18 protein-coding genes are annotated in these 18497 nt (G+C 73.8%); 13 read left to right on the top strand and 5 right to left on the bottom strand.

Going from position 1 to position 18497, the window contains the following annotated elements:
- The first annotated feature begins 197 nt into the window (after positions 1–197).
- The 4 genes from ABZV78_RS15400 (at position 198) to ABZV78_RS15385 (ending at position 4142) form a co-directional block, all read left to right on the top strand.
- Complete coding sequence (locus ABZV78_RS15400; protein WP_355638981.1) at positions 198–1547, top strand: pitrilysin family protein; 1350 nt, start codon at positions 198–200, stop codon at positions 1545–1547.
- 58 nt (positions 1548–1605) lie between these two features.
- On the top strand, positions 1606–2373 hold the full coding sequence (gene dapB, locus ABZV78_RS15395; RefSeq protein ID WP_355638979.1) for a 4-hydroxy-tetrahydrodipicolinate reductase: 768 nt from the start codon (positions 1606–1608) through the stop codon (positions 2371–2373).
- A 97-nt stretch (positions 2374–2470) separates the two neighbouring features.
- Positions 2471–3406: an AraC family transcriptional regulator gene (locus tag ABZV78_RS15390; RefSeq protein WP_355638977.1), complete on the top strand. Its 936-nt coding sequence runs from the start codon at positions 2471–2473 to the stop codon at positions 3404–3406.
- 259 nt (positions 3407–3665) lie between these two features.
- Entirely contained in the window at positions 3666–4142 is a 477-nt protein-coding gene (locus ABZV78_RS15385) for a GNAT family N-acetyltransferase (protein ID WP_355638975.1), read from the top strand.
- A gap of 70 nt (positions 4143–4212) precedes the next feature.
- On the opposite strand, the gene ABZV78_RS15380 is transcribed toward ABZV78_RS15385, so the two are convergent.
- Positions 4213–6312: a glycogen debranching N-terminal domain-containing protein gene (locus ABZV78_RS15380; RefSeq protein ID WP_355638973.1), complete on the bottom strand. Its 2100-nt coding sequence runs from the start codon at positions 6310–6312 to the stop codon at positions 4213–4215.
- A 146-nt stretch (positions 6313–6458) separates the two neighbouring features.
- Between ABZV78_RS15380 and ABZV78_RS15375 the strand changes: the two genes are divergently transcribed.
- The 4 genes from ABZV78_RS15375 to ABZV78_RS15360 all read left to right on the top strand — a co-directional run bounded on the left by ABZV78_RS15375 (position 6459) and on the right by ABZV78_RS15360 (position 10797).
- Positions 6459–7448 (top strand): substrate-binding domain-containing protein, encoded by a 990-nt coding sequence (locus ABZV78_RS15375; protein WP_355638971.1) that lies wholly within the window; start codon positions 6459–6461, stop codon positions 7446–7448.
- A gap of 25 nt (positions 7449–7473) precedes the next feature.
- Positions 7474–8721: an extracellular solute-binding protein gene (locus tag ABZV78_RS15370; RefSeq protein ID WP_355638969.1), complete on the top strand. Its 1248-nt coding sequence runs from the start codon at positions 7474–7476 to the stop codon at positions 8719–8721.
- A gap of 68 nt (positions 8722–8789) precedes the next feature.
- On the top strand, positions 8790–9908 hold the full coding sequence (locus ABZV78_RS15365) for a sugar ABC transporter permease (protein WP_355638967.1): 1119 nt from the start codon (positions 8790–8792) through the stop codon (positions 9906–9908).
- A 1-nt stretch (position 9909) separates the two neighbouring features.
- The gene (locus ABZV78_RS15360; RefSeq protein WP_355638965.1) at positions 9910–10797 is read left to right on the top strand and encodes a carbohydrate ABC transporter permease; all 888 of its coding nucleotides are present in this window, start codon (positions 9910–9912) and stop codon (positions 10795–10797) included.
- 46 nt (positions 10798–10843) lie between these two features.
- Here ABZV78_RS15360 and ABZV78_RS15355 read toward each other — a convergent pair whose 3' ends face one another.
- From ABZV78_RS15355 to ABZV78_RS15345, 3 genes are all read right to left on the bottom strand, one after another.
- Positions 10844–11224, bottom strand: coding sequence for a VOC family protein (locus ABZV78_RS15355; RefSeq protein WP_355638963.1), 381 nt, complete (start codon positions 11222–11224; stop codon positions 10844–10846).
- Between the two features lie 85 nt (positions 11225–11309).
- Positions 11310–12266, bottom strand: a complete 957-nt coding sequence (locus tag ABZV78_RS15350; RefSeq protein ID WP_355638961.1) for a sigma-70 family RNA polymerase sigma factor — start codon at positions 12264–12266, stop codon at positions 11310–11312.
- Positions 12267–12302: 36 nt separating this feature from the next.
- Positions 12303–12881, bottom strand: coding sequence for a GNAT family N-acetyltransferase (locus ABZV78_RS15345; protein ID WP_355638959.1), 579 nt, complete (start codon positions 12879–12881; stop codon positions 12303–12305).
- A gap of 35 nt (positions 12882–12916) precedes the next feature.
- On the opposite strand from ABZV78_RS15345, the gene ABZV78_RS15340 reads away from it, so the two are divergent.
- A complete protein-coding gene (locus ABZV78_RS15340) occupies positions 12917–14227 on the top strand; it encodes a glycosyltransferase family 87 protein (protein WP_355638957.1) in 1311 nt (436 codons plus the stop codon).
- Here ABZV78_RS15340 and ABZV78_RS15335 read toward each other — a convergent pair.
- Positions 14126–14677, bottom strand: a complete 552-nt coding sequence (locus tag ABZV78_RS15335; RefSeq protein WP_355638955.1) for a GNAT family N-acetyltransferase — start codon at positions 14675–14677, stop codon at positions 14126–14128. The two genes, ABZV78_RS15340 and ABZV78_RS15335, sit on opposite strands and share 102 nt — an antisense overlap.
- Before the next feature lie 78 nt (positions 14678–14755).
- Here ABZV78_RS15335 and ABZV78_RS15330 point away from each other — a divergent pair, with 78 nt between their 5' ends.
- From ABZV78_RS15330 to dapA, 4 genes are all read left to right on the top strand, one after another.
- Positions 14756–15985 carry a crosslink repair DNA glycosylase YcaQ family protein gene (locus ABZV78_RS15330; protein WP_355638953.1) on the top strand — a complete coding sequence of 410 codons (1230 nt, stop codon included), beginning with the start codon at positions 14756–14758 and terminating at the stop codon, positions 15983–15985.
- 4 nt (positions 15986–15989) lie between these two features.
- A complete protein-coding gene (locus ABZV78_RS15325; protein ID WP_355638951.1) occupies positions 15990–16670 on the top strand; it encodes a DUF2752 domain-containing protein in 681 nt (226 codons plus the stop codon).
- Positions 16671–16760: 90 nt separating this feature from the next.
- Positions 16761–17498 (top strand): FAD-dependent thymidylate synthase, encoded by a 738-nt coding sequence (thyX, locus tag ABZV78_RS15320; RefSeq protein ID WP_091269003.1) that lies wholly within the window; start codon positions 16761–16763, stop codon positions 17496–17498.
- 52 nt (positions 17499–17550) lie between these two features.
- A complete protein-coding gene (dapA, locus tag ABZV78_RS15315; RefSeq protein WP_355638949.1) occupies positions 17551–18477 on the top strand; it encodes a 4-hydroxy-tetrahydrodipicolinate synthase in 927 nt (308 codons plus the stop codon).
- Positions 18478–18497 lie beyond the last annotated feature (20 nt).

The following is an 18497-nucleotide window of genomic DNA, read 5'->3' as shown; positions in this document are numbered from 1 at the left end:
GCGCCGGACCCGGCACAGCTGATCCACCAACCGGCTGGGTGACGCCGACGGCGTCACCCAGCCGGTGACGGCTCCAGTTCGCTGCGCGGCTGGAGCCGTCGTTCGTTTCCACCGCACCACCCACCCCTCGTCGAACTGAGAGCAGGTTCCTCGTGAGTCGGATCCGGCGTTCGTCCTTCCCGGCGGCTCGACGGGGGGTGACGTCGTCCGGGGTCGCGCGCCCCGCGGGCGGAGCGGCCCGGGCGGTCACCCGCACGCTCAGCGACGACCCGCTGGGCGGCACCGTCCGCCGTACCGTGCTCCCCAGCGGCCTGCGCGTGCTCACCGAGGCGATCCCGGCGATGCGCAGCGTCTCGTTCGGCATCTGGGTGGCGGTCGGGTCGCGCGACGAGACCGGGCCGCAGGCCGGTGCCGCGCACTTCCTGGAGCACCTGCTCTTCAAGGGCACCAACAAGCGCGGCGCGCTGGAGATCTCCTCGGAGATCGAGGCGGTGGGCGGCGAGACCAACGCCTTCACCACCAAGGAATACACCTGCTACTACGCGCGGGTGCTGGACGAGGACCTGCCGCTGGCCATCGACGTCATGTGCGACCTCGTCGCCGACTCGGTGCTGGCCGCCGCCGACGTGGAGACCGAGCGCGGGGTCATCCTCGAAGAGATCGCCATGCACGACGACGAGCCCGGCGACGAGGTGCACGACCTCTTCGCCCGCGCCGTCTACGGCGACCATCCCCTCGGCCGGCTGATCTCCGGCACCGAGGAGACGGTCACCCCGATGACCCGGCGGCAGATCCAGAGCTTCTACCGCCGCCGCTACACGGCGCCGCAGATCGTCATCGCCGCCGCCGGCAACCTCGACCACGCCGCCGTGGTCAAGCTGGTCCGGCAGGCGCTGCGCGGCACCCCGCTGGACACCGACCCGGCCGTGCCGGCCCCGCACCGGCCGGCCACCCCGGCGGTACGCACCAGGCCGGCCGCCACCCTGGTCGAGCCGAAGGAGACCGAGCAGGCGCACGTCATCCTCGGCTGCCCCGGCATCGACCGCACCGACGAGCGGCGCTTCGCCCTCGGCGTGCTCAACAACGTGCTCGGCGGAGGCATGTCCAGCCGGCTGTTCCAGGAGATCCGCGAGCAGCGCGGCCTGGCCTACTCGGTCTACTCCTACGCCAGCCAGTACGCCGACAGCGGCCTGTTCGCCGTCTACGCCGGCTGCGCGCCCGGCAAGGTCGACGAGGTGCTTGACCTGACCCGCGCCGAGCTGGCCCGGGTGGCCGCCACGGGGATCACCGAGGCCGAGCTGGCCCGGGGCAAGGGGATGAGCAAGGGCTCCTTCGTGCTCGGCTTGGAGGACACCGGCTCCCGGATGAGCCGGCTGGCCAAGGGCGAGCTGCTCTACGGCAACCTCATGCCGGTGGACGAGCTGCTGGCCCGGGTCGACGCGGTGACCCTGGACGACGTCAACGGCCTCGCCGCCGAGCTGCTCGGCCGGCCGATGTCCCTCGCCGTCGTGGGCCCGTTCGACGAGTCCGCCTTCGCCGCGAGCTGACCGTCCCGCCCGCCGGTCCGTGGGGGTGCCGCGTCCCGATTGGGATAGGTTGTGCCCCGTGACTGACGAGCAGGAGAAGAACCCGGCCGAGGCGATCCGGGTCGGCGTGCTGGGCGCCCGCGGCCGGATGGGCATGGAGGTCTGCAAGGCCGTCGACGCGGCCGGCGATCTCGACCTGGTGGCGACGGTCGACCAGGGCGACGGCCTCTCCGCCGTCTCCGCCGCCGAGGTGGTCGTCGACTTCACCATCCCCGACGTCGTCATGGACAACCTGCGCTGGTGCATCGACCAGGGCATCCACGCGGTCGTCGGCACCACCGGCTTCACCGAGCAGCGCCTCGACCAGGTGCGTGGCTGGCTGGCCGGCAGGCCCGGCGTCGGCGTGGTGATCGCCCCCAACTTCGGCATCGGCGCGGTGCTGATGATGCAGTTCGCCGCCCGCGCGGCCCGGCACTTCGAGTCGGTCGAGGTCATCGAGCAGCACCACCCGCGCAAGCTCGACGCGCCCAGCGGCACCGCCACCCACACGGCCCGGCTCGTCGCGCAGGCCCGTGCCGAGGCCGGCCTCGGCCCCACGCCGGACGCCACCAGGGACGAGGTGCCCGGCGCCCGCGGCGCCGACATCGACGGGGTACGCGTACACGCGGTCCGCGCCACCGGCCTGGTCGCCCACCAGGAGGTGCTCTTCGGCACCACCGGCGAGACGCTGACCATCCGGCACGACTCGTACGACCGGGCGTCGTTCATGCCCGGCGTGCTGCTGGCGGTGCGCGAGGTGCGCCGCCGGCCGGGCCTCACCGTCGGCCTGGACGCCCTGCTCGACTGACTCCCGCCCCGACGGCCGTACCTGACGGCGGCCGGCGGCGCGCAGGTGCGCAACGGCGATCAAGCGGCGCGGTGTTCGGCGGGTGCAGGCTGTGCACATGACCCAGACGGACGGACTCACCGGCCTCCTCGACTGGCTCCAGGTCGCGCTGGACGATCCGGAGGCCAGCCCGGCCGGTCTGGCCGCCCGGGCCCACCTGTCCCGGTTCCACTTCGACCGGCTCGTCGCCGCGGCAACCGGGGAACCGCCGGGCGCGCTGCGCCGCCGGCTGCTCCTGGAACGCGCGGCGCACCGGCTCCTCACCAGCGACCGGACCGTCCTCGACATCGCCGTCGAGGCCGGATACGGCTCGCACGAGGCGTTCACCCGCGCCTTCCAGCGGTCGTACGGCGTCGCCCCGACCGCGGTCCGGCGGAGCCCGCCGCTGACCTTCCGCGAACTGGAGCTGCCCTGCCCCAGCGGCGTCCACTTCCAACCGCCCGGTGGCCTGCGGCTGCCGGCCGCACGTCAGGAGACTCCGATGAACGTTCTCCAACATCTGGTCGACCACCACGTCGAGACCCTCACCGCGATCATCGACCGCGCGGGCACCCTCGACGAGCAGGTGCTCGACCGGCCCGTCACCGTGTCCGTCGAGACCATCGACGACCAGCCGACGCTCCGCTCGTTGATCAACGCCATGGTCACCCAGGAGGAGCACTGGCTCTCGGCGCTGCGCGGCGGCGAGTGGCCCGACGAGAGCGACCGGTCGGTGTCCGGGCTGGCCGCCCGGCACGCGGTGGCCGGCCGCGACTGGCGGGCCTTCGTGGCCCGGACGCTGGCCGCCGGCACCCTGGCGGACACCTTCGTCGACACCACCTGCACGCCGCCGACCACCCACACCCTGGGCGGCACCATCGGCCACGTGATCACCTTCGCCGCCGTGCGCCGCACCCTGGCCATCGGCGCCCTGCACAGCGCCGGGATCACCGACCTCGGCGCCGGCGACCCGCGGCCCTACCTGGACGCCGCTGCGACCACCTCCGCCGGCTGACGACCACGGCCGGCGCTGATCCACTCCAGCTCGCGGACGTGGCGGTGTCCGGCTCCTGCCGATGCCGCCACGTCGGGGAGCTGGAGCCGATCATGGTGATGTCGGCCGCGGCCGGCCGCGGTGTCGGCCACCCGGCGGGTCGCCGCCGGTGGCGTGGCGACCCGCCGGGGTCTCGGCGGCAGGTGTGTGGTCGCGGCTCCGGCTCCGGCTCCGGCGAAAGCGATGGCCGGGTGGGCGGGCCGGCCCTAGGCTGACCGCCATGATCGATTCCGGGCAGCGTGACCGCGCCGGCCGCCGGGTGACCCTGCGGCCGGTGGACGACGACAACTGGCGGGCGGTGGCCGACGTCGCGCCCCGCGACGACCAGCGCGCCTTCGTGCCGGCGCTGGCTGCCCGCTACCTGGTGCTGACCATGCGCTCGGACGTCTGGACCTCGCTCGCCGTCTGCGCGGACGAGACGGTGGTCGGGCACGTCATGTGGGGCGTGGACGACGACGGCTCCCGCTGGATCGGCGGCATGGTGATCGACGCCGCCGAACAGGACCGCGGCATCGGCCGTGCCGCCGTCCGGACCCTCACCGACTGGCTGGCCGAGGCAGGACAACCCATCCGACTCAGCTACCGCCCCGACAACACCCCCGCCGCCACCCTCTACGGCTCCCTGGGCTTCCACCCCACCGGCGTGATGGAAGACGACGAACTGATCGCCGAACTAACCCCCACCCCGCCCCGTTGACCATGAGGTTGGCGGCAGTCGAGGAGATCAACTTCGCCGCCAACCTCATGATCGACGCGGGAGGGGGGGGTCAGGTGGGGGAGTGGGTGGGGGTGGTCGGGCGGCGGGGGGTCGGAATGGTCAGGGTCGTGGGGAGGCCGGTGAGGGTCGGGTGGCCGGTGTTGTCGACCGTCACCGTGACCGGGGTGCCGGCGATTCGCAGGCCCTCTGCCGTGAGGGCGCCCAGCTCCGGGCCGGCCAGGGGGCGGAGGTCGACCCGGCCGGCGGGCACGTCGGGGTAGACGCCGAGGCCGGCCTGGAGGAGCAGCACGGCGGCCGCGGCTGACCAGGCCTGCGGGTGGCACGCCGCCGGGTACGGCACCGGCCGGCCGAGCACTGCCCGGTCGTCCCCGCCGAACAGCTCGGGGAGGCGGTAGTCGAACGCCTCGGCGGCCGCCAGCAGGCCGTCGGCCAGCCGGAGCGCCGCCTCGCGGTGACCGGCCCGGGCCAGCCCGCCGAGCACGATGGCGGTGTCGTGCGCCCAGATCGACCCGCAGTGGTAGGACAGCGGGCTGAATCCGGTGTCGTCGGTGGACATGGTGCGCAGCCCGAAGCCGCCCGCCAGGGCCTCGGTCGAGAGCAATGCGGCGACCTGCGCCGACTCGGCGTCCGAGAGCAGGCCGGTGCCGAGCAGGTGGCCGATGTTGCTGGTCAACGAGTCCACGGGACGCTTGTCCCCGTCGAGCGCCAGGGCCGGCTGGGGGCCGTGGCGGCCGTCGACCCAGAACGCGGCGCGGAACCGCTCGGCGAGCCGGTCGGCGTACCCGCGCCAGCGGTCGGCGCCGGGGCGGCCGAAGGCGTCGAGCAGGTCGGCCCCGTTCACCGCGGCCTGGTACGCGTACCCCTGCACCTCGGCCAGCACGATGGGCGGCTCGGCCAGCCGGCCGTCCCGGAAGCGCACCGCGTCGCCGGAGTCCTTCCAGCCCTGGTTGGCGAGGCCGTGGCCGGTGGTGTCGACGTACTCGACGAAGCCGTCGCCGTCGGCGTCGGCGTGCTCGCCGAGCCACCCGAGCGCCGCCTCGAGGTGGGGCAGCAGCGGCTCGATCTGGTCGGCGGCGAGCCCCCAGCGCCAGGCGTCGTGCAGCAGCCCGACCCAGAGCATGGTGGCGTCGACCGTGCCGTAGTAGGCGGGCGGCAGCCGCAGCCCCTCGTCCAGGGTGAACTCGTGCCGGCGCAGCTCGTGCAGGATCTTGCCGGGCGCCTCGCCGGTGGCCGGGTCGACCCGGGCGCCCTGCCGGCGGGCCAGCACCCGCAGCGTGCCGGCGGCCAGGTCGGTGCCGAGCGGCAGCATCATCCGGGCGGCCCAGAGGCTGTCCCGACCGAAGAGGGTGAGGAACCAGGGCACGCCGGCGCCGAGGAAGACGTCCTCCGGGTGGGCCGGCTCGGCCAGCCGCAGCCCGCGCAGGTCGGCCAGGGAGCGGTCGAGGAGCCGGACGAGGCGGCGGTCGTCGGCGCGTACCACCGGCTGGGGCCAGCCGGGGCCGGGCGGGGCGGCGGTCACCACGGCCTTCGGGTCGGTGACGGCGAGCCGCCAGCGCAGCGTGGCGGCCTCGCCGGGGGCGAGCGTGACCGGCCAGCTCAGCCGGGGCGCCGTGGCGCGGTCGCCGGTGGCGTCCACGGTGGCCGCCTCGCCGGTCACGGTCACGGTGAGCCCCTCGGCGGCCCACTGGACCCGGCCCGGCTCGCCGGCCTTCGCCTCGAGCGGCGCGCCGCTCCCGCCGGACTTGACCAGTTCGATCGGGGCGAGGTCGCAGCCGAGGTCGACGCTGACCGTGGTGTGGACCGGGCCGGCGGCGGTGGACGAGACGACCAGTTCCTCGGTGAGGCCGTGCGGGCCGGCCTGCCGGGTGCGGTCGACCCGCACGGTCGGGTCGGGGGTGGGGTCGCCGAGCCAGCGGGCCAGGGCGACGAAGCGGGCGCCGTGCGGCCCGGCCGAGCCGCGGGCCAGCGCCTCGGGCTCCCGGTCGTCGAGGCGCAGTTCGGCGCGGGAGAGCACCCGGGCGTCGGCGTGGAAGACGCCCTGGACGCCGTGCGCCCGGATCTGGCCCGCCGCGTCGCCCAGCGCGCTGGTGGGGGCGTGCACCACGCCGACCAGGTCGTGCAGCAGCGGTTGCAGGTGGCGTTCGGACAAGGGGAACCCCCGGTGCTGATCGATGGGCCGGCGCCGTCTTGACAGATGGCTCCGGCCGGTGCAAAGTGCGAAACATTCCAGAAACTTTGAACGATCTAATCCTGCCGCATCGGAGTTGGATCGTTCAAGGCGGCGAGAGGGATTTCGTGGCTGAAAAGGTGACCATCGCGACGGTGGCCCGGCATGCCCAGGTGAGCCGGCAGACGGTCTCCAACGTGCTCAACGCGCCGCACATCGTCCGCGAGGAGACCCGGCGGCGGGTGCAGGAGGCGATCACCGCCCTCGGCTACCGCGCCAACCAGGCCGCACGGCAGATGCGGACCGGGCGGTCCCGGCTCATCGCGGTCCGCATCGAGCCCACCCGGGACGGGATCAACGGCTCGGTGCTCGACCGGTTCCTGCACGGCCTCACCGAGACCGCCGAGGCCGCCGGCTACCGGGTCATGCTCTACACGGCCCGCGACGACGACCAGGAGATCACCAGCTACGACGACCTGCTCGGCGCCTACGACCTGGACGCGTTCGTGCTCACCGGCACCAAGCACGGCGACCCGCGCACCGCGTGGCTGGCCGAGCGCGAGGTGCCCTTCGTGACCTTCGGTCGCCCCTGGGACGCCCTCGACGGGCACCCCTGGGTCGACGTGGACGGCGCCGCCGGCACCGCGCAGGTCACCCGGCACCTGCTCGACACCGGCCACCGCCGGATCGCCTTCCTCGGCTGGCCGACCGGCTCCGGCGTCGGCGACGACCGGTGCGCCGGCTGGCGTACCACGATGACGGCGGCTGGCCACGACGTGGCCGGCCTGCGCCGGGCGACCGAGGACGGCATCGCCGAGGGTGCGCGGGAGTTGCGCGACCTGCTCGCCGGCGACGCGCCGCCGACCGCCGTGGTCTGCGCCAGCGACTCGCTCGCCCTCGGCGCGCTCCAGGCCGCACGCGACGCGGCGGCGCCCGTCGCCGTCGTCGGCTTCGACGACACCCCGGTGGCCGCCGCGGTCGGGCTGAGCAGCGTCAGCCAGCCGCTCGCCGCGGCCGCCGCCCGCTGCGTCGACCTGCTCACCGGCCTGCTCGACGGCCAGCCCACCGACCCCCACGTGCTGCTCACACCCACGCTGGTGCTCCGGCACACGGCGTGACCACATCCCCCATCAGGAGAGTCAGATGACACCTCGCACCCTCACCCGGGCGGCGGTGGCCGGCTTCGCCGCCGTCGCCCTGTTCGGCTCCGCCGCGTGCGGCAGCGGCTTCGACGACTCCGCGAGCGACACCAAGCAGTCCAGCGGCCCGGCCAGCCTGCAGATCCTGATCGGCTCGTCCGGCGAGGCCGAGACCAAGGCGGTGCAGGACGCGGCCGCCAAGTGGGCCTCGACCAGCGGCAACACGGCCACCGTCACCCCGGCCCAGGACCTCACCCAGCAGCTCGGCCAGGCCCTCGCCGGCGGCACCCCGCCGGACGTCTTCTACGTCGACGCGAGCCGCTTCGCCGACTACGCCAGCGTCGGCGCGCTGGAGCCGTACGGGGACAAGGTCAGCAACAAGGACGACTTCTACGAGAGCCTGCGCACCACCTTCACCTACGACGGCAAGCTCTACTGCGCGCCGAAGGACTTCTCCACCCTCGCGCTGGAGATCAACACCGACCTCTGGGCGAAGGCCGGCCTGACCGACGCCGACGTGCCGACCACCTGGGACCAGCTCACCGCCGTCAGCCAGAAGATCAAGGCGAAGAAGATGGTGGCGCTCGCCCTCGGCGACACCCGGGACCGGATCGGCGCCTTCATGGTGCAGAACGGCGGCTGGCTCATGAGCAAGGACGGCAAGCAGCCCACCGCCGACACCCCGGAGAACCTCCAGGCCCTCCAGTACGTGAAGTCGCTGCTCACCAACGGCTACGCGAAGTTCCCGAAGCAGCTCGACTCCGGCTGGTCCGGGGAGGCGTTCGGCAAGGGCAAGGCCGTCATGACCATCGAGGGCAACTGGATCAAGGGCGCCCTGCAGAACGACTTCCCGAACGTGAAGTACAAGGTCGTGCCGCTCCCGGCCGGCCCGAAGGGGCAGGGCACCCTCTCCTTCACCCAGTGCTGGGGCATCGCCGCCAAGTCGAAGTACAAGGACCAGGCGATCAAGTTCGTCGAGGCGATGACGGCGGGCGACCAGCAGGTGACCTTCGCCAAGGCGTTCGGCGTGATGCCGTCCCGGCAGTCCGTCCGCGACCAGTACACCGGCGCCTTCCCGGCGGACAAGCCGTTCATCGAGGGCGCCGCGTACGCGCAGGGCCCGGTGAACGCCCCGAAGATGGACAGCGTCCTGCGCGACCTGGAGGCCGGCCTGCAGGGGCTGAGCACCGGTGACCCGAAGACGGTCCTGGCCAACTTCGACAAGAACGCCAAGGCGGCGCTCGGCGGCTGAGCGGTGGCGGAGGGGCCCGGACCGGGCCCCTCCGCGCCGGCTCACACGGACAAGGAGGGAGGGGAGAGATGGCAACCGAAGCGCTGCGCGCCCCGGCGACCACGCCGGTGAAGCCGCCACGCCGCCGCGGCGGCGGCGTCCGCGGCAACGAGAACATCGCCGGCTGGCTCTTCGTCGCGCCCGTGATCGTGATCCTCGGGCTCTTCCTGCTGCTGCCGATCCTGATGGCGCTCTGGGTGAGCCTCACCGACTGGAACGGCCAGGGCAGCCCGTTCACCGGCGACGTGCCGTTCGTGGGCGGCGAGAACTACACCCGGCTGTTCACCGAGGACGGGCTGGACCGCCGGGACTTCATGACCAGCATCCGCAACAACATGTACTACGTGGGCATCGTCGTGCCGGTGCAGACCGCGCTCGCCCTCGGCCTCGCCCTGGTGGTCAACAACCGGATGCTCAAGGGGAAGGGCTTCTTCCGCAGCGCCTTCTACTTCCCGTCGGTCACCAGCTCCGTGGCGATCAGCGTGGTGTTCCTGTTCCTGTTCGCCAACTCCGGTGCGGTCAACAAGCTCCTCGGCCTCCTCGGCGTCAACGGGCCGGAGTGGTTCGCCGACTCCCGCGGCGTGCTGCACCTGCTGCTCGGCTCGGTCGGGGTGGACACCCCGCCCGGCGCGCTCACCTCCGGTGGGCCGTTCGGCCTCACCTGGTGGGACTGGTTCGCCGGCCCGAGCGTGGCCCTGGTGTCGATCATCTGCCTGGTCATCTGGACCACCTCGGGCACCTTCATGCTGATGTTCCTGGCCGCGTTGCAGAACGTCCCGGTGGCGCTGGACGAGGCCAGCACCCTCGACGGCGCGACCCGCTGGCAGCGGTTCCGCCACGTCACCCTGCCGCTGATCAAGCCGACCACCTTCCTGGTGCTCACCCTCGGCCTGATCGGCTCCTGGCAGGTCTTCGACCAGGTGTACGTGATGAGCCAGGGCGACCCGGCCAAGACCACGCTCACCCCGGCGTACCTGTCGTACCGGACCGCGTTCCGGGACTTCGACTACGGCTCCGGCGCGGCCATCTCGTTCGTGCTGTTCCTGATCATCATCCTGCTGACCCTGCTCCAACGCCGGGTGATGGCCGACCGGGACGAGCCCCGGCGGGCCCGGTGGTGGCGGCGACGCGTACCGGAGGGGTCCTGACATGGCCGTGCTCACCGACCGGCCGGCGGCGCCCGTCGCGCGCCGCGCCGACCGCGGGCCGCGCGCCCAGGTCAACCGCATCCTCGGGTACGCGGTCCTGATCGCCTTCGGGCTGGTCTTCCTCTACCCGTTCGTCATCCAGCTCGGCAACTCGTTCAAGACCGAGCCGGACGCGGCGGCGAACCCACTGTCGCCGGTGCCCGACCCGCTGACCCTGGCCGGCTTCGAGCGGATCTTCGCGGGCACCAACTTCCCGCTCTGGCTCGGCAACTCGCTGCTGGTCACCGTGCTGGTCACCCTGGGCCGGGTCTTCTTCGACTCGCTCGCCGGCTACGCGCTGGCGCGGCTGCGCTTCCGGGGCCGGGCCGGGCTGTTCGCCGCGATCATCGCGGTGATGGCGGTGCCCGGCGTGGTGCTGCTCATCCCGAAGTTCCTGGTGCTCAAGCAGATCGGCCTCTACGACAGCTACGCGGGCCTGGTGGTGCCGCTGCTCGCCGACGCCGCCGGGGTCTTCATCATGAAGCAGTTCTTCGAGTCGGTGCCGGTCAGCGTCGAAGAGGCGGCCCGGATCGACGGCGCGGGCGTGTTCCGCACCTTCTGGTCGGTGGTGCTGCCGATGGCGCGGCCGGCCCTGATCACGCTGACCATCCTGTCGTTCCAGGGCTCCTGGAACGAGTTCCCGCACAGCCTGGTCTCGGTGCAGAACCCGGACCTGTTCACCCTGCCCCGGGGGCTGGCCGACCTGGTCAGCGGGTCGCTCGGCAAGGGCACCCAGTATCCGCTCAAGCTGGGCGCGGCGCTGCTCGCCACCATTCCGGTGGCGGTGCTGTTCGTGATCTTCCAGCGCTACTTCGTCCGCGGCGCGAACGAGGGCGCCGACAAGGGCTGACCGGCGGCCGGCGGTCCCGCCCCGTGCCGGGACCGCCGACCCCGGCTCAGCTCTCCTGGAGCACCGACAGCACGTTGCCGGCCGGGTCGGTGAACCAGGCGATCGACGGGCCGTTGCCCCGCATGACCCCCTTGTCGTCCTGCGGCATGCCCTCGTAGCGCTCGAGCCGCACCCCGCGCGAGACCAGCTCGTCCACCGCGCGGTCGATGTCCGGGACGGGGAAGTTGAGCACCGTGTAGGTGGCCGGGTGGTGGTCGGGCTTCGGGTAGACCAGCACCGGCCGGTCCCCGGCCAGGTGCAGGGTCAGCAGGCCGCCCATCGCGTCGTCCCGGGACACCCGCAACCCGAGGACGTCGGTGTAGAACCGCTCCGCGCGGTCCGCGTCGTCCACCGAGAACCCGCTGAACGCCTTCGTGTCCCTGAACATGACCCGCTCCTCACTCCGCCGGTGCGCCGCCTCCGTCGTGCCTACCAGGGGTGGACGGCGCGCGGGGCGGAAACTCATCGGCGGGTCACGGATCGAGCCGGGTCGGCAGCCCGAAGCGCGGGAAGAGTCGGGGCTCCAGGAAGTGGGTGAGCCGGGCGATCCGCCCCTCGGCGCACTCCAGCAGGGTGATCGAGAAGGCCCGGTGGCCGCCGGCCGGGTCGACCCGGTATTGAGCCACCGCCCGGGCGCCGTTCGCGGCCACCCGCACCAGCCGGGAGCCCCGGCAGCCGGCACCCGGCCCGCCCAGCCAGCGGCCGATGTCGACCGCGCCGCGCAGCCACATCCGGTAGGGCGGCATGCTCTGCACGGCGTCCGCGCGCAGCAGCGCCACCAGGGCGTCGACGTCGTAGCGGTGGAAGGCGTCCACGTAGCGGTCGAGCAGGTCGCGGTCGACCGGGTCGAGATCCGGCCCGACGCGCCGCTCGGCGCGCACCCCCGCCAGGGTGGCCCGGGCCCGCTGGAGCGCGCTGTTGACCGCCGGCACGGTGGCGTCGAGCAGGTCGGCGACCTCGTCGGCGCGCCAGCGCAGCACGTCCCGCAGGATCAGCACGGCGCGCTGCCGGGGCGGCAGGTGCTGGAGCGCGGCCACGAACGCCAGCCGCACCGACTCCCGGGCCACCGCCAGCTCCGCCGGGTCGGCCGGGAGCACCGCCGCGTCGGGCACCGGCTCGACCCAGTCGCCGGCCGGGTTGCCGAGCGACGCGGCCACCGGCGCGGCCGGGCCCCCCAGGTCGACCGGCAGGGCCCGCCGGCCGCGCCCGCGCAGCAGGTCGAGGCAGACGTTGGTGGTGATCCGGTAGAGCCAGGTGCGCAGGCTGGACCGGCCGTCGAAGCCGTCCCGGCCGCGCCAGGCCCGCAGCAGGGTCTCCTGCACCGCGTCCTCGGCGTCGAACACCGAGCCGAGCATCCGGTAGGCGTAGCCGGTCAACTCGACCCGGAACGGCTCCAGGTCGCTGGACGCGGGCGCCGGTGCGGTCGTCATTCCGCCACGGTAGGCGCTACCCCCGACAGCGACTACTCAGGAAGCGGCCGGCTCGGCGGGGACGCCGACGTGCAGGCGGACCTGGGGGACCAGCATGTCCTCCACGTCCAGCGCGCGGGCCGCGCCGTCCGGCTCCCAGCCGGTCGAGGTGAGGAACTTCCGGGTCGCCGCGTCCGCGTCGAACGCCCAGGCCACCGCCCGGGTGAAGCCGTCTTCCCGCCAGTGGTCGACCATGGCGGCGAGCAGCCGGCTGCCGTGCCCGCGCCGACCCCAGCGCGGCTCGACCAGCAGGTCGGTCACCGCCGCCACGCCGTCGGCGAGCGCCTCGGCCGGCTCGCCCGGCGCGAGCGCCTCGGCGTCGGCCGGACCCGAGGCGGCGAACCCCACCAGATACGATTGCTCGGCCTGTTCGACGGCGACCAGCACGCGGTGCGCGCCCGAGGGCGGCTCCTGCACCGCGGCGCTCCACCGCCGGGCGAGGTACGCCTCGTCCAGGTTGTCGAGCACGTGCCTGGGCAGGATCCGGCGGTACGCGACCCGCCAGGTGGCGAGCTGGAGGCGTGCGATCTCGCCGGCGTCCTCCGGACGCGCGGGGCGGACGTACCCGAGAGCCATGGCACGTGAGCCTACGCAGGGCGAGGAGGGCGACGGTGGCGCAGGGTGCCAGGCGGACGATCGCGCAGGTCGTCGCCGTGGTGGCGCTCGCCGTCGCGGTGACGGCCTTCCTCTCGGTGGCGGCCGTGCGGCACGGCTTCTTCGACCTCAAGGTCTACTACGGCGCGCTGACCTTCTGGGTGCACGACGGCGGGGAGATCTACGACTTCCTCAAGGCCGGCACCCAGTACGGCTTCACCTACCCGCCGTTCGCCGCGCTGGTCATGCTGCCGATGGCGTACCTGCCGTGGCCGGCGGCGATCACGGTGAGCGTGGCCGCCACCGTGGTGGTCAGCGCGGTGGTCATCTGGTGGCTGCTCGACCCGGTCGCCCGCCGCGCCGGCTGGACCCGCTGGTTCGTCCTCGCCGTGGCGCTCTGCCTGGCCGCCGCCTACGAGCCGATGCGTGAGACGGTGAACTTCGGCCAGGTCAACATGCTGCTGCTGTTCCTGGTGGCGGTCGACCTGCTCCGGCTGCTGCCGGCGCACAGCCGGTGGGCCGGGGTGGGCATCGGGCTGGCCACCGCGATCAAGCTGACCCCGGGCATCTTCATCGTCTACCTGCTGGTCACCGGCCGCTGGCGGGCCGCGTTCACCGCCATCGGCGCGGCGGCCGCGGCGACCCTGGCGGCCGCCGCGCTCTTCCCGGACGCATCCCGGGAGTTCTGGACCGAGGCGCTGTGGAACACCGACCGGGTCGGCGAGTTGGCCTTCGTCTCCAACCAGTCGCTGCGCGGGGTGGTGGCCCGGCTCGACCCGGAACACCCGAGCAGCGTCGCCTGGCTGGCGCTGGTCCTCGCCACCCTGGTGGTCTGGGGCTGGCGCTCCCGGGCCGCGGTGGCCGCCGGCGACGAGGCCACCGGCCTCGCCCTCACCGGCGCCACCATGTGCCTGGTCAGCCCGGTGACCTGGGTGCACCACCTGGTCTGGCTGCTCCCGGGCCTCATCCTGCTGGTCGACAACGGCATGGCGGCGCCCGCCCGCAGCCGCCGGCGCCGCCTGCTGCTGGCCGCCGCGCTCGTCGGGTACGCCTTCCTGACCAGCCGGATCGTCTGGGCCTGGGAGAAGGACTTCACCGGCGTGGACGGCGTCCTGGGCAGCAACACCTACGTCTGGATCAGCCTGGCGCTGCTGCTCGCGCTGCCGATCCGCCACTGGGCCACGCCGACCGCCGGCGGCCCCGCCGAGCGGGGCGGGCCGGCCGGGTCAGCCGTCGAGCCGGGCGGTGTAGCGCAGTTCGAGGAGCCGGACCGGGTCCCGCCCGCCGTGCAGCGGGACCGGGTAGGTGGACTCCTCCCCGTCCGGTGACAGCCCGGCCCGCTCGTAGAAGCGGCGGGCCCGGGCGTTGTCGGCGAGCACCCAGAGCCGATACTCCGTCCACGCCCGCTCGGCCAGCCCGGCCCGGGCCGCCGCGTGCAGCGCCCGCCCGGTCCCGGTGCTCCAGTACGCCGGCTCCAGGTAGAGCGCCAGGACCTCGCCGTACCGCGGGTCCAGATCGCCCCGGTCCTGGTTGTTCCGGTACGGCCCGAACGTGGTGAACCCGACGACCACCCCGTCGACCTCGGCGACCAGCGTGGTGAACGGGTGCTCCGGGTCGGCCGTGCCGAGGTCCCGGCGGCGCTGCGCCCAGGCGGCCGGGTTCAGCCGGTTCAGCACCTCGTCCGGCATGATCCCGGCGTACCCGGCCTGCCAGCCGCGGATGTGCACCCGGGCGATCGCCTCGGCGTCGTCCGGTTCCTCCCGGCGGATGGTGCGCACCCGTCCGTTCTATGCCGAGCCGGGCGGTCGGTCCAGCCGCCGCACCCGTGTCAGACCGGTGGAATAGGGTCCCCGACGATGGCCGCACCGGAATCGCTCTCCCTCGCCCAGGCCCGGCGGATCGCCCTGGCCGCCCAGGGCTTCGCCGACCCGGCGCCCACCGGGGTGCCCACCCGCCGGCACCTGCGCCGGGTGCTCGACCGGGTCGGGCTGATCCAGATGGACTCGGTCAACGTCCTGCAACGCGCGCACTACCTGCCGCTCTACAGCCGGCTCGGGCCCTACCCGACCGGCCTGCTCGACACCGCCGCCTACCGGCGCCCCCGGGAGCTGTTCGAATACTGGGCGCACGAGGCGTCGCTGGTCCCGGTGGGGCTGCACCCGGCGCTGCGCTGGCGGATGGCCAAGGCCCACGACGAGGCCTGGGGCGGCATGCGCCGGATCGCCCAGGAGCAGCCCGAGCTGGTCGCCTGGGTGCGCGACGAGGTGGCCGCCCGGGGCCCGCTCACCGCCGCCGAGATCGAGCACGACGCGCCCCGGGAGACCGGCAACTGGGGATGGAACTGGTCCACGGTCAAGCGGGCGCTGGAGTTCCTGTTCTGGGCCGGCGAGGTGACCGCCGCCGACCGCACCACCTCGTTCGCCCGCCGCTACGACCTGCCCGAGCGGGTGCTGCCGGCCGCCGTGCTGGACGCGCCCACCCCGAGCGTCGCCGATGCTCACCGCGCGCTGGTGGCGCTCGCCGCCCGGTCGCTGGGCGTGGCCGCCGAGCCGGAGCTGCGCGACTACTTCCGCCTTCCGGTGGCCGGCGCCCGGCAGGCGATCGCCGAGCTGGTCGAGGCCGGCGAGCTGGCCCCGGTCACCGTGTCGGGCTGGCGGCAGCCGGCCTACCTGCACGCCCAGGCGCGGCTGCCCCGCTGGGTGCGCGCCAACACGCTGGTCAGCCCGTTCGATCCGCTGGTCTGGGAGCGGGCCCGCGCCGAGCGGCTCTTCGACTTCACCTACCGGATCGAGATCTACGTGCCCGCGCCGCAGCGGGTCCACGGCTACTACGTGCTCCCCTTCCTCCAGGGTGAGCGGTTCACCGCCCGGGTCGACCTCAAGGCCGACCGGAAGGCGGGGGCCCTGCTGGTGCCGGCGGCCTGGGTCGAGCCGGGCGCCGACCCGGGGGAGACCGCGGTGGCGCTCGCCGCCGAGCTCTACCGGCTCGCCGGCTGGCTCGGCCTGGACGCGGTCGCCCCGCCCGCCGCCGGCGACCTGGCCGCCCCGCTGGCCGCCGCCCTGGTGGGCGTGGCCGGTGTACGGTGAGCGCGTGACGAGCGTTGACCGGCCGGCCGCCGCGCCCGACCCGCACCCGGCCCCGCCCGCCGGTCCCCCCGGACCGGCCCCGGCCGGGCCGCCCACCACCGTCACCGGGCCGCACGCCGTCGCCACCGGGCCGCATGCGGAGCACGCCGGGCACGCCGCAGGGCCGCACGCCCATGACGGGGCGCACGCCGCGGGGCCGGAGGCCTGGCCCGCCGGGGTGGCCTACCCGGCGGTCGAGCCGGACCGGTTCACCCGCCTGGTGCTGCGGCTGCACGCCCGCGCCCCGCGCTGGGCGGTGCCCCTCGCGGCGCTCGGCTGCGTGGGCCTCGGCATGGCGTACGCCCTGCTCAGCGACCCCACCCAGAGCGACCCGGACGCCCGGCCGACCTGCCTGCTCAAGCTCACCACCGGGCTGGACTGCCCGGGCTGCGGCGGCACCCGTGCCCTCTGGTACGTGCTGCACGCCGACCTTCCCGCCGCCGCCCGGCACCACTTCCTCTTCGTCTTCTCGCTGCCCTTCCTGGCCTGGCTCTTCGTGAGCTGGGCGGGGAACCGGGCGTTCGGCTGGCGGCTCCCGGAGCTGCGGATCAGCCCCAGGGTGATCGGCGGCTTCCTGGCCCTCTGGCTCGCCTTCTCGGTGGCCCGCAACCTGCCCTGGGCCCCCTTCACCTCGCTCTACGTCTGACCGGCCCCAGGCCTGGTGCGCTGGTTCACGTCCGCGCGCCCAAGTTTCGCGGGAGGCCCACGGGCCACTACAGTCGCAGGAATGCCGGAGATGGTGCAGCCCCAGGTCAAGCTGATCGCGTGGACCCAGTTCCAGGCCCCGGACGACGTGCCGTGGTCGACCGACGCGGAGGGTGGTCAGGCGCTCGCCGAGTTCGCCGGCCGGGCCTGCTACCAGAGCTGGAAGAAGCCGAACCCGGCCACCGCGACCAACGCCGGCTACCTGGCGCACATCCTGGACGTGGGGCACCTCTCGGTGCTGGAGCACGGCTCGGTGAGCTTCTACTTCAGCGGGGTGTCGCGGTCCTTCACCCACGAGCTGATCCGGCACCGGCACTTCTCCTACTCCCAGCTCTCCCAGCGTTACGTCCCCGAGCGTGACGCCGCCATGGTGGAGCCGGCGGTGATCGCCGAGGACCCGGAGCTGCACAAGAAGTTCGTCGAGGCCAGCGAGGCGGCGGTGCGGGCGTACACCGAGTTGCTGGAGGGGCTGGAGGCCCGCTTCACCGACGAGCCCAACCCGACGTTGCGTCGCAAGCAGGCCCGGCAGGCGGCCCGCGCGGTGCTGCCCAACGCCACCGAGACCCGGATCGTGGTGACCGGCAACTACCGGGCCTGGCGGCACTTCATCAAGATGCGCGCCACCGAGCACGCCGACGTGGAGATCCGCGAGCTGGCCGTGGAGTGCCTGCGGCAGCTCCAGGGGGTCGCGCCGAACGTCTTCGCCGACTTCGTGATCTCCACGCTCCCCGACGGCACCGAGGTGGCGGCCTCTCCGCACGCCGAGTGAGTCGTCGCCCTTCGCCACCGGGGCCCCGGTGGTCGTCCGCTAGGTTGTGAACATGACGCACGACCTCCCTGCCGCCCCGGAACGGGGCGCGTCGCGCCCGTTCGGGCGACTGATCACGGCCATGGTGACCCCGTTCACCGCCGACGGGTCGCTCGACCTCGACGGCGCCGTACGGCTCGCCAGCCACCTCGTCGACGAGCAGGGCAACGACGCGCTGGTGCTCAACGGCACCACGGGCGAGTCGCCGACCACCACCGACGCGGAGCAGGAGGCCCTGATCCGCGTCGTCGCGGAGGCGGTCGGCGACCGCGCCCGGATCGTCGCCGGGGTGGGCACCAACGACACCCGGCACACCATCGAGCTGGCCGCGCAGGCGGAGAAGGCCGGCGCGCACGGCCTGCTGGTGGTGACGCCGTACTACAACAAGCCGCCGCAGGCGGGGCTGCTGCGCCACTTCACCGCCGTGGCCGACGCCAGCGGGCTGCCGATCATGCTGTACGACATCCCGCACCGGGCCGGCACGGAGATCGCCACCGACACCCTGGTGAAGCTGGCCGAGCACGGCCGAATCGTCGCGGTCAAGGACGCCAAGGGCGATCTCACCGCCACCTCCTGGGTGCTGGCCCGCAGCGACCTGGCCTTCTACAGCGGCGAGGACGCGCTGACCCTGCCCGCCCTCGCGGTCGGCGCGGTCGGCGTGGTCGGCACCTCCACGCACTTCACCGGCGTGCAGACCAAGCAGATGATCGAGGCGTACGAGGCGGGCGACACCAACACCGCGCTCGCCCTGCACCGGCGACTGCTGCCGCTGTACACCGGAATCTTCCGTACCCAGGGCGTGATCCTGGTGAAGGCGGGCCTGGCGGCCAAGGGCCTGCCGGCCGGCCCGGTGCGCCCCCCGCTGGTGGACGCCACCGGCGACGAACTGGCCCAGCTGCGCGCCGACTGCGCCGCGGCGGGCCTGTCCCTACCCGAATGATCGAACGACACGACGGACGC

The organism is Micromonospora sp. NPDC004540 (assembly GCF_040610095.1).
GTDB lineage: Bacteria > Actinomycetota > Actinomycetes > Mycobacteriales > Micromonosporaceae > Micromonospora.
The sequence above is the reverse complement of the archived record's forward strand: the minus strand, read 5'-3'. Positions and strand labels throughout refer to the sequence as shown.

Bases quoted from the DNA above. Each gene is read 5' to 3' on its own strand.
- ABZV78_RS15390 (WP_355638977.1), top strand. From the start codon at position 2,471: ATGACCCAGACGGACGGACTCACCGGCCTCCTCGACTGGCTCCAGGTC.
- ABZV78_RS15385 (WP_355638975.1), top strand. From the start codon at position 3,666: ATGATCGATTCCGGGCAGCGTGACCGCGCCGGCCGCCGGGTGACCCTG.
- ABZV78_RS15370 (WP_355638969.1), top strand. From the start codon at position 7,474: ATGACACCTCGCACCCTCACCCGGGCGGCGGTGGCCGGCTTCGCCGCC.
- ABZV78_RS15365 (WP_355638967.1), top strand. From the start codon at position 8,790: ATGGCAACCGAAGCGCTGCGCGCCCCGGCGACCACGCCGGTGAAGCCG.
- ABZV78_RS15360 (WP_355638965.1), top strand. From the start codon at position 9,910: ATGGCCGTGCTCACCGACCGGCCGGCGGCGCCCGTCGCGCGCCGCGCC.
- ABZV78_RS15355 (WP_355638963.1), bottom strand. From the start codon at position 11,224: ATGTTCAGGGACACGAAGGCGTTCAGCGGGTTCTCGGTGGACGACGCG.
- ABZV78_RS15350 (WP_355638961.1), bottom strand. From the start codon at position 12,266: ATGACGACCGCACCGGCGCCCGCGTCCAGCGACCTGGAGCCGTTCCGG.
- ABZV78_RS15345 (WP_355638959.1), bottom strand. From the start codon at position 12,881: ATGGCTCTCGGGTACGTCCGCCCCGCGCGTCCGGAGGACGCCGGCGAG.
- ABZV78_RS15330 (WP_355638953.1), top strand. From the start codon at position 14,756: ATGGCCGCACCGGAATCGCTCTCCCTCGCCCAGGCCCGGCGGATCGCC.
- thyX (WP_091269003.1), top strand. From the start codon at position 16,761: ATGGTGCAGCCCCAGGTCAAGCTGATCGCGTGGACCCAGTTCCAGGCC.
- dapA (WP_355638949.1), top strand. From the start codon at position 17,551: ATGACGCACGACCTCCCTGCCGCCCCGGAACGGGGCGCGTCGCGCCCG.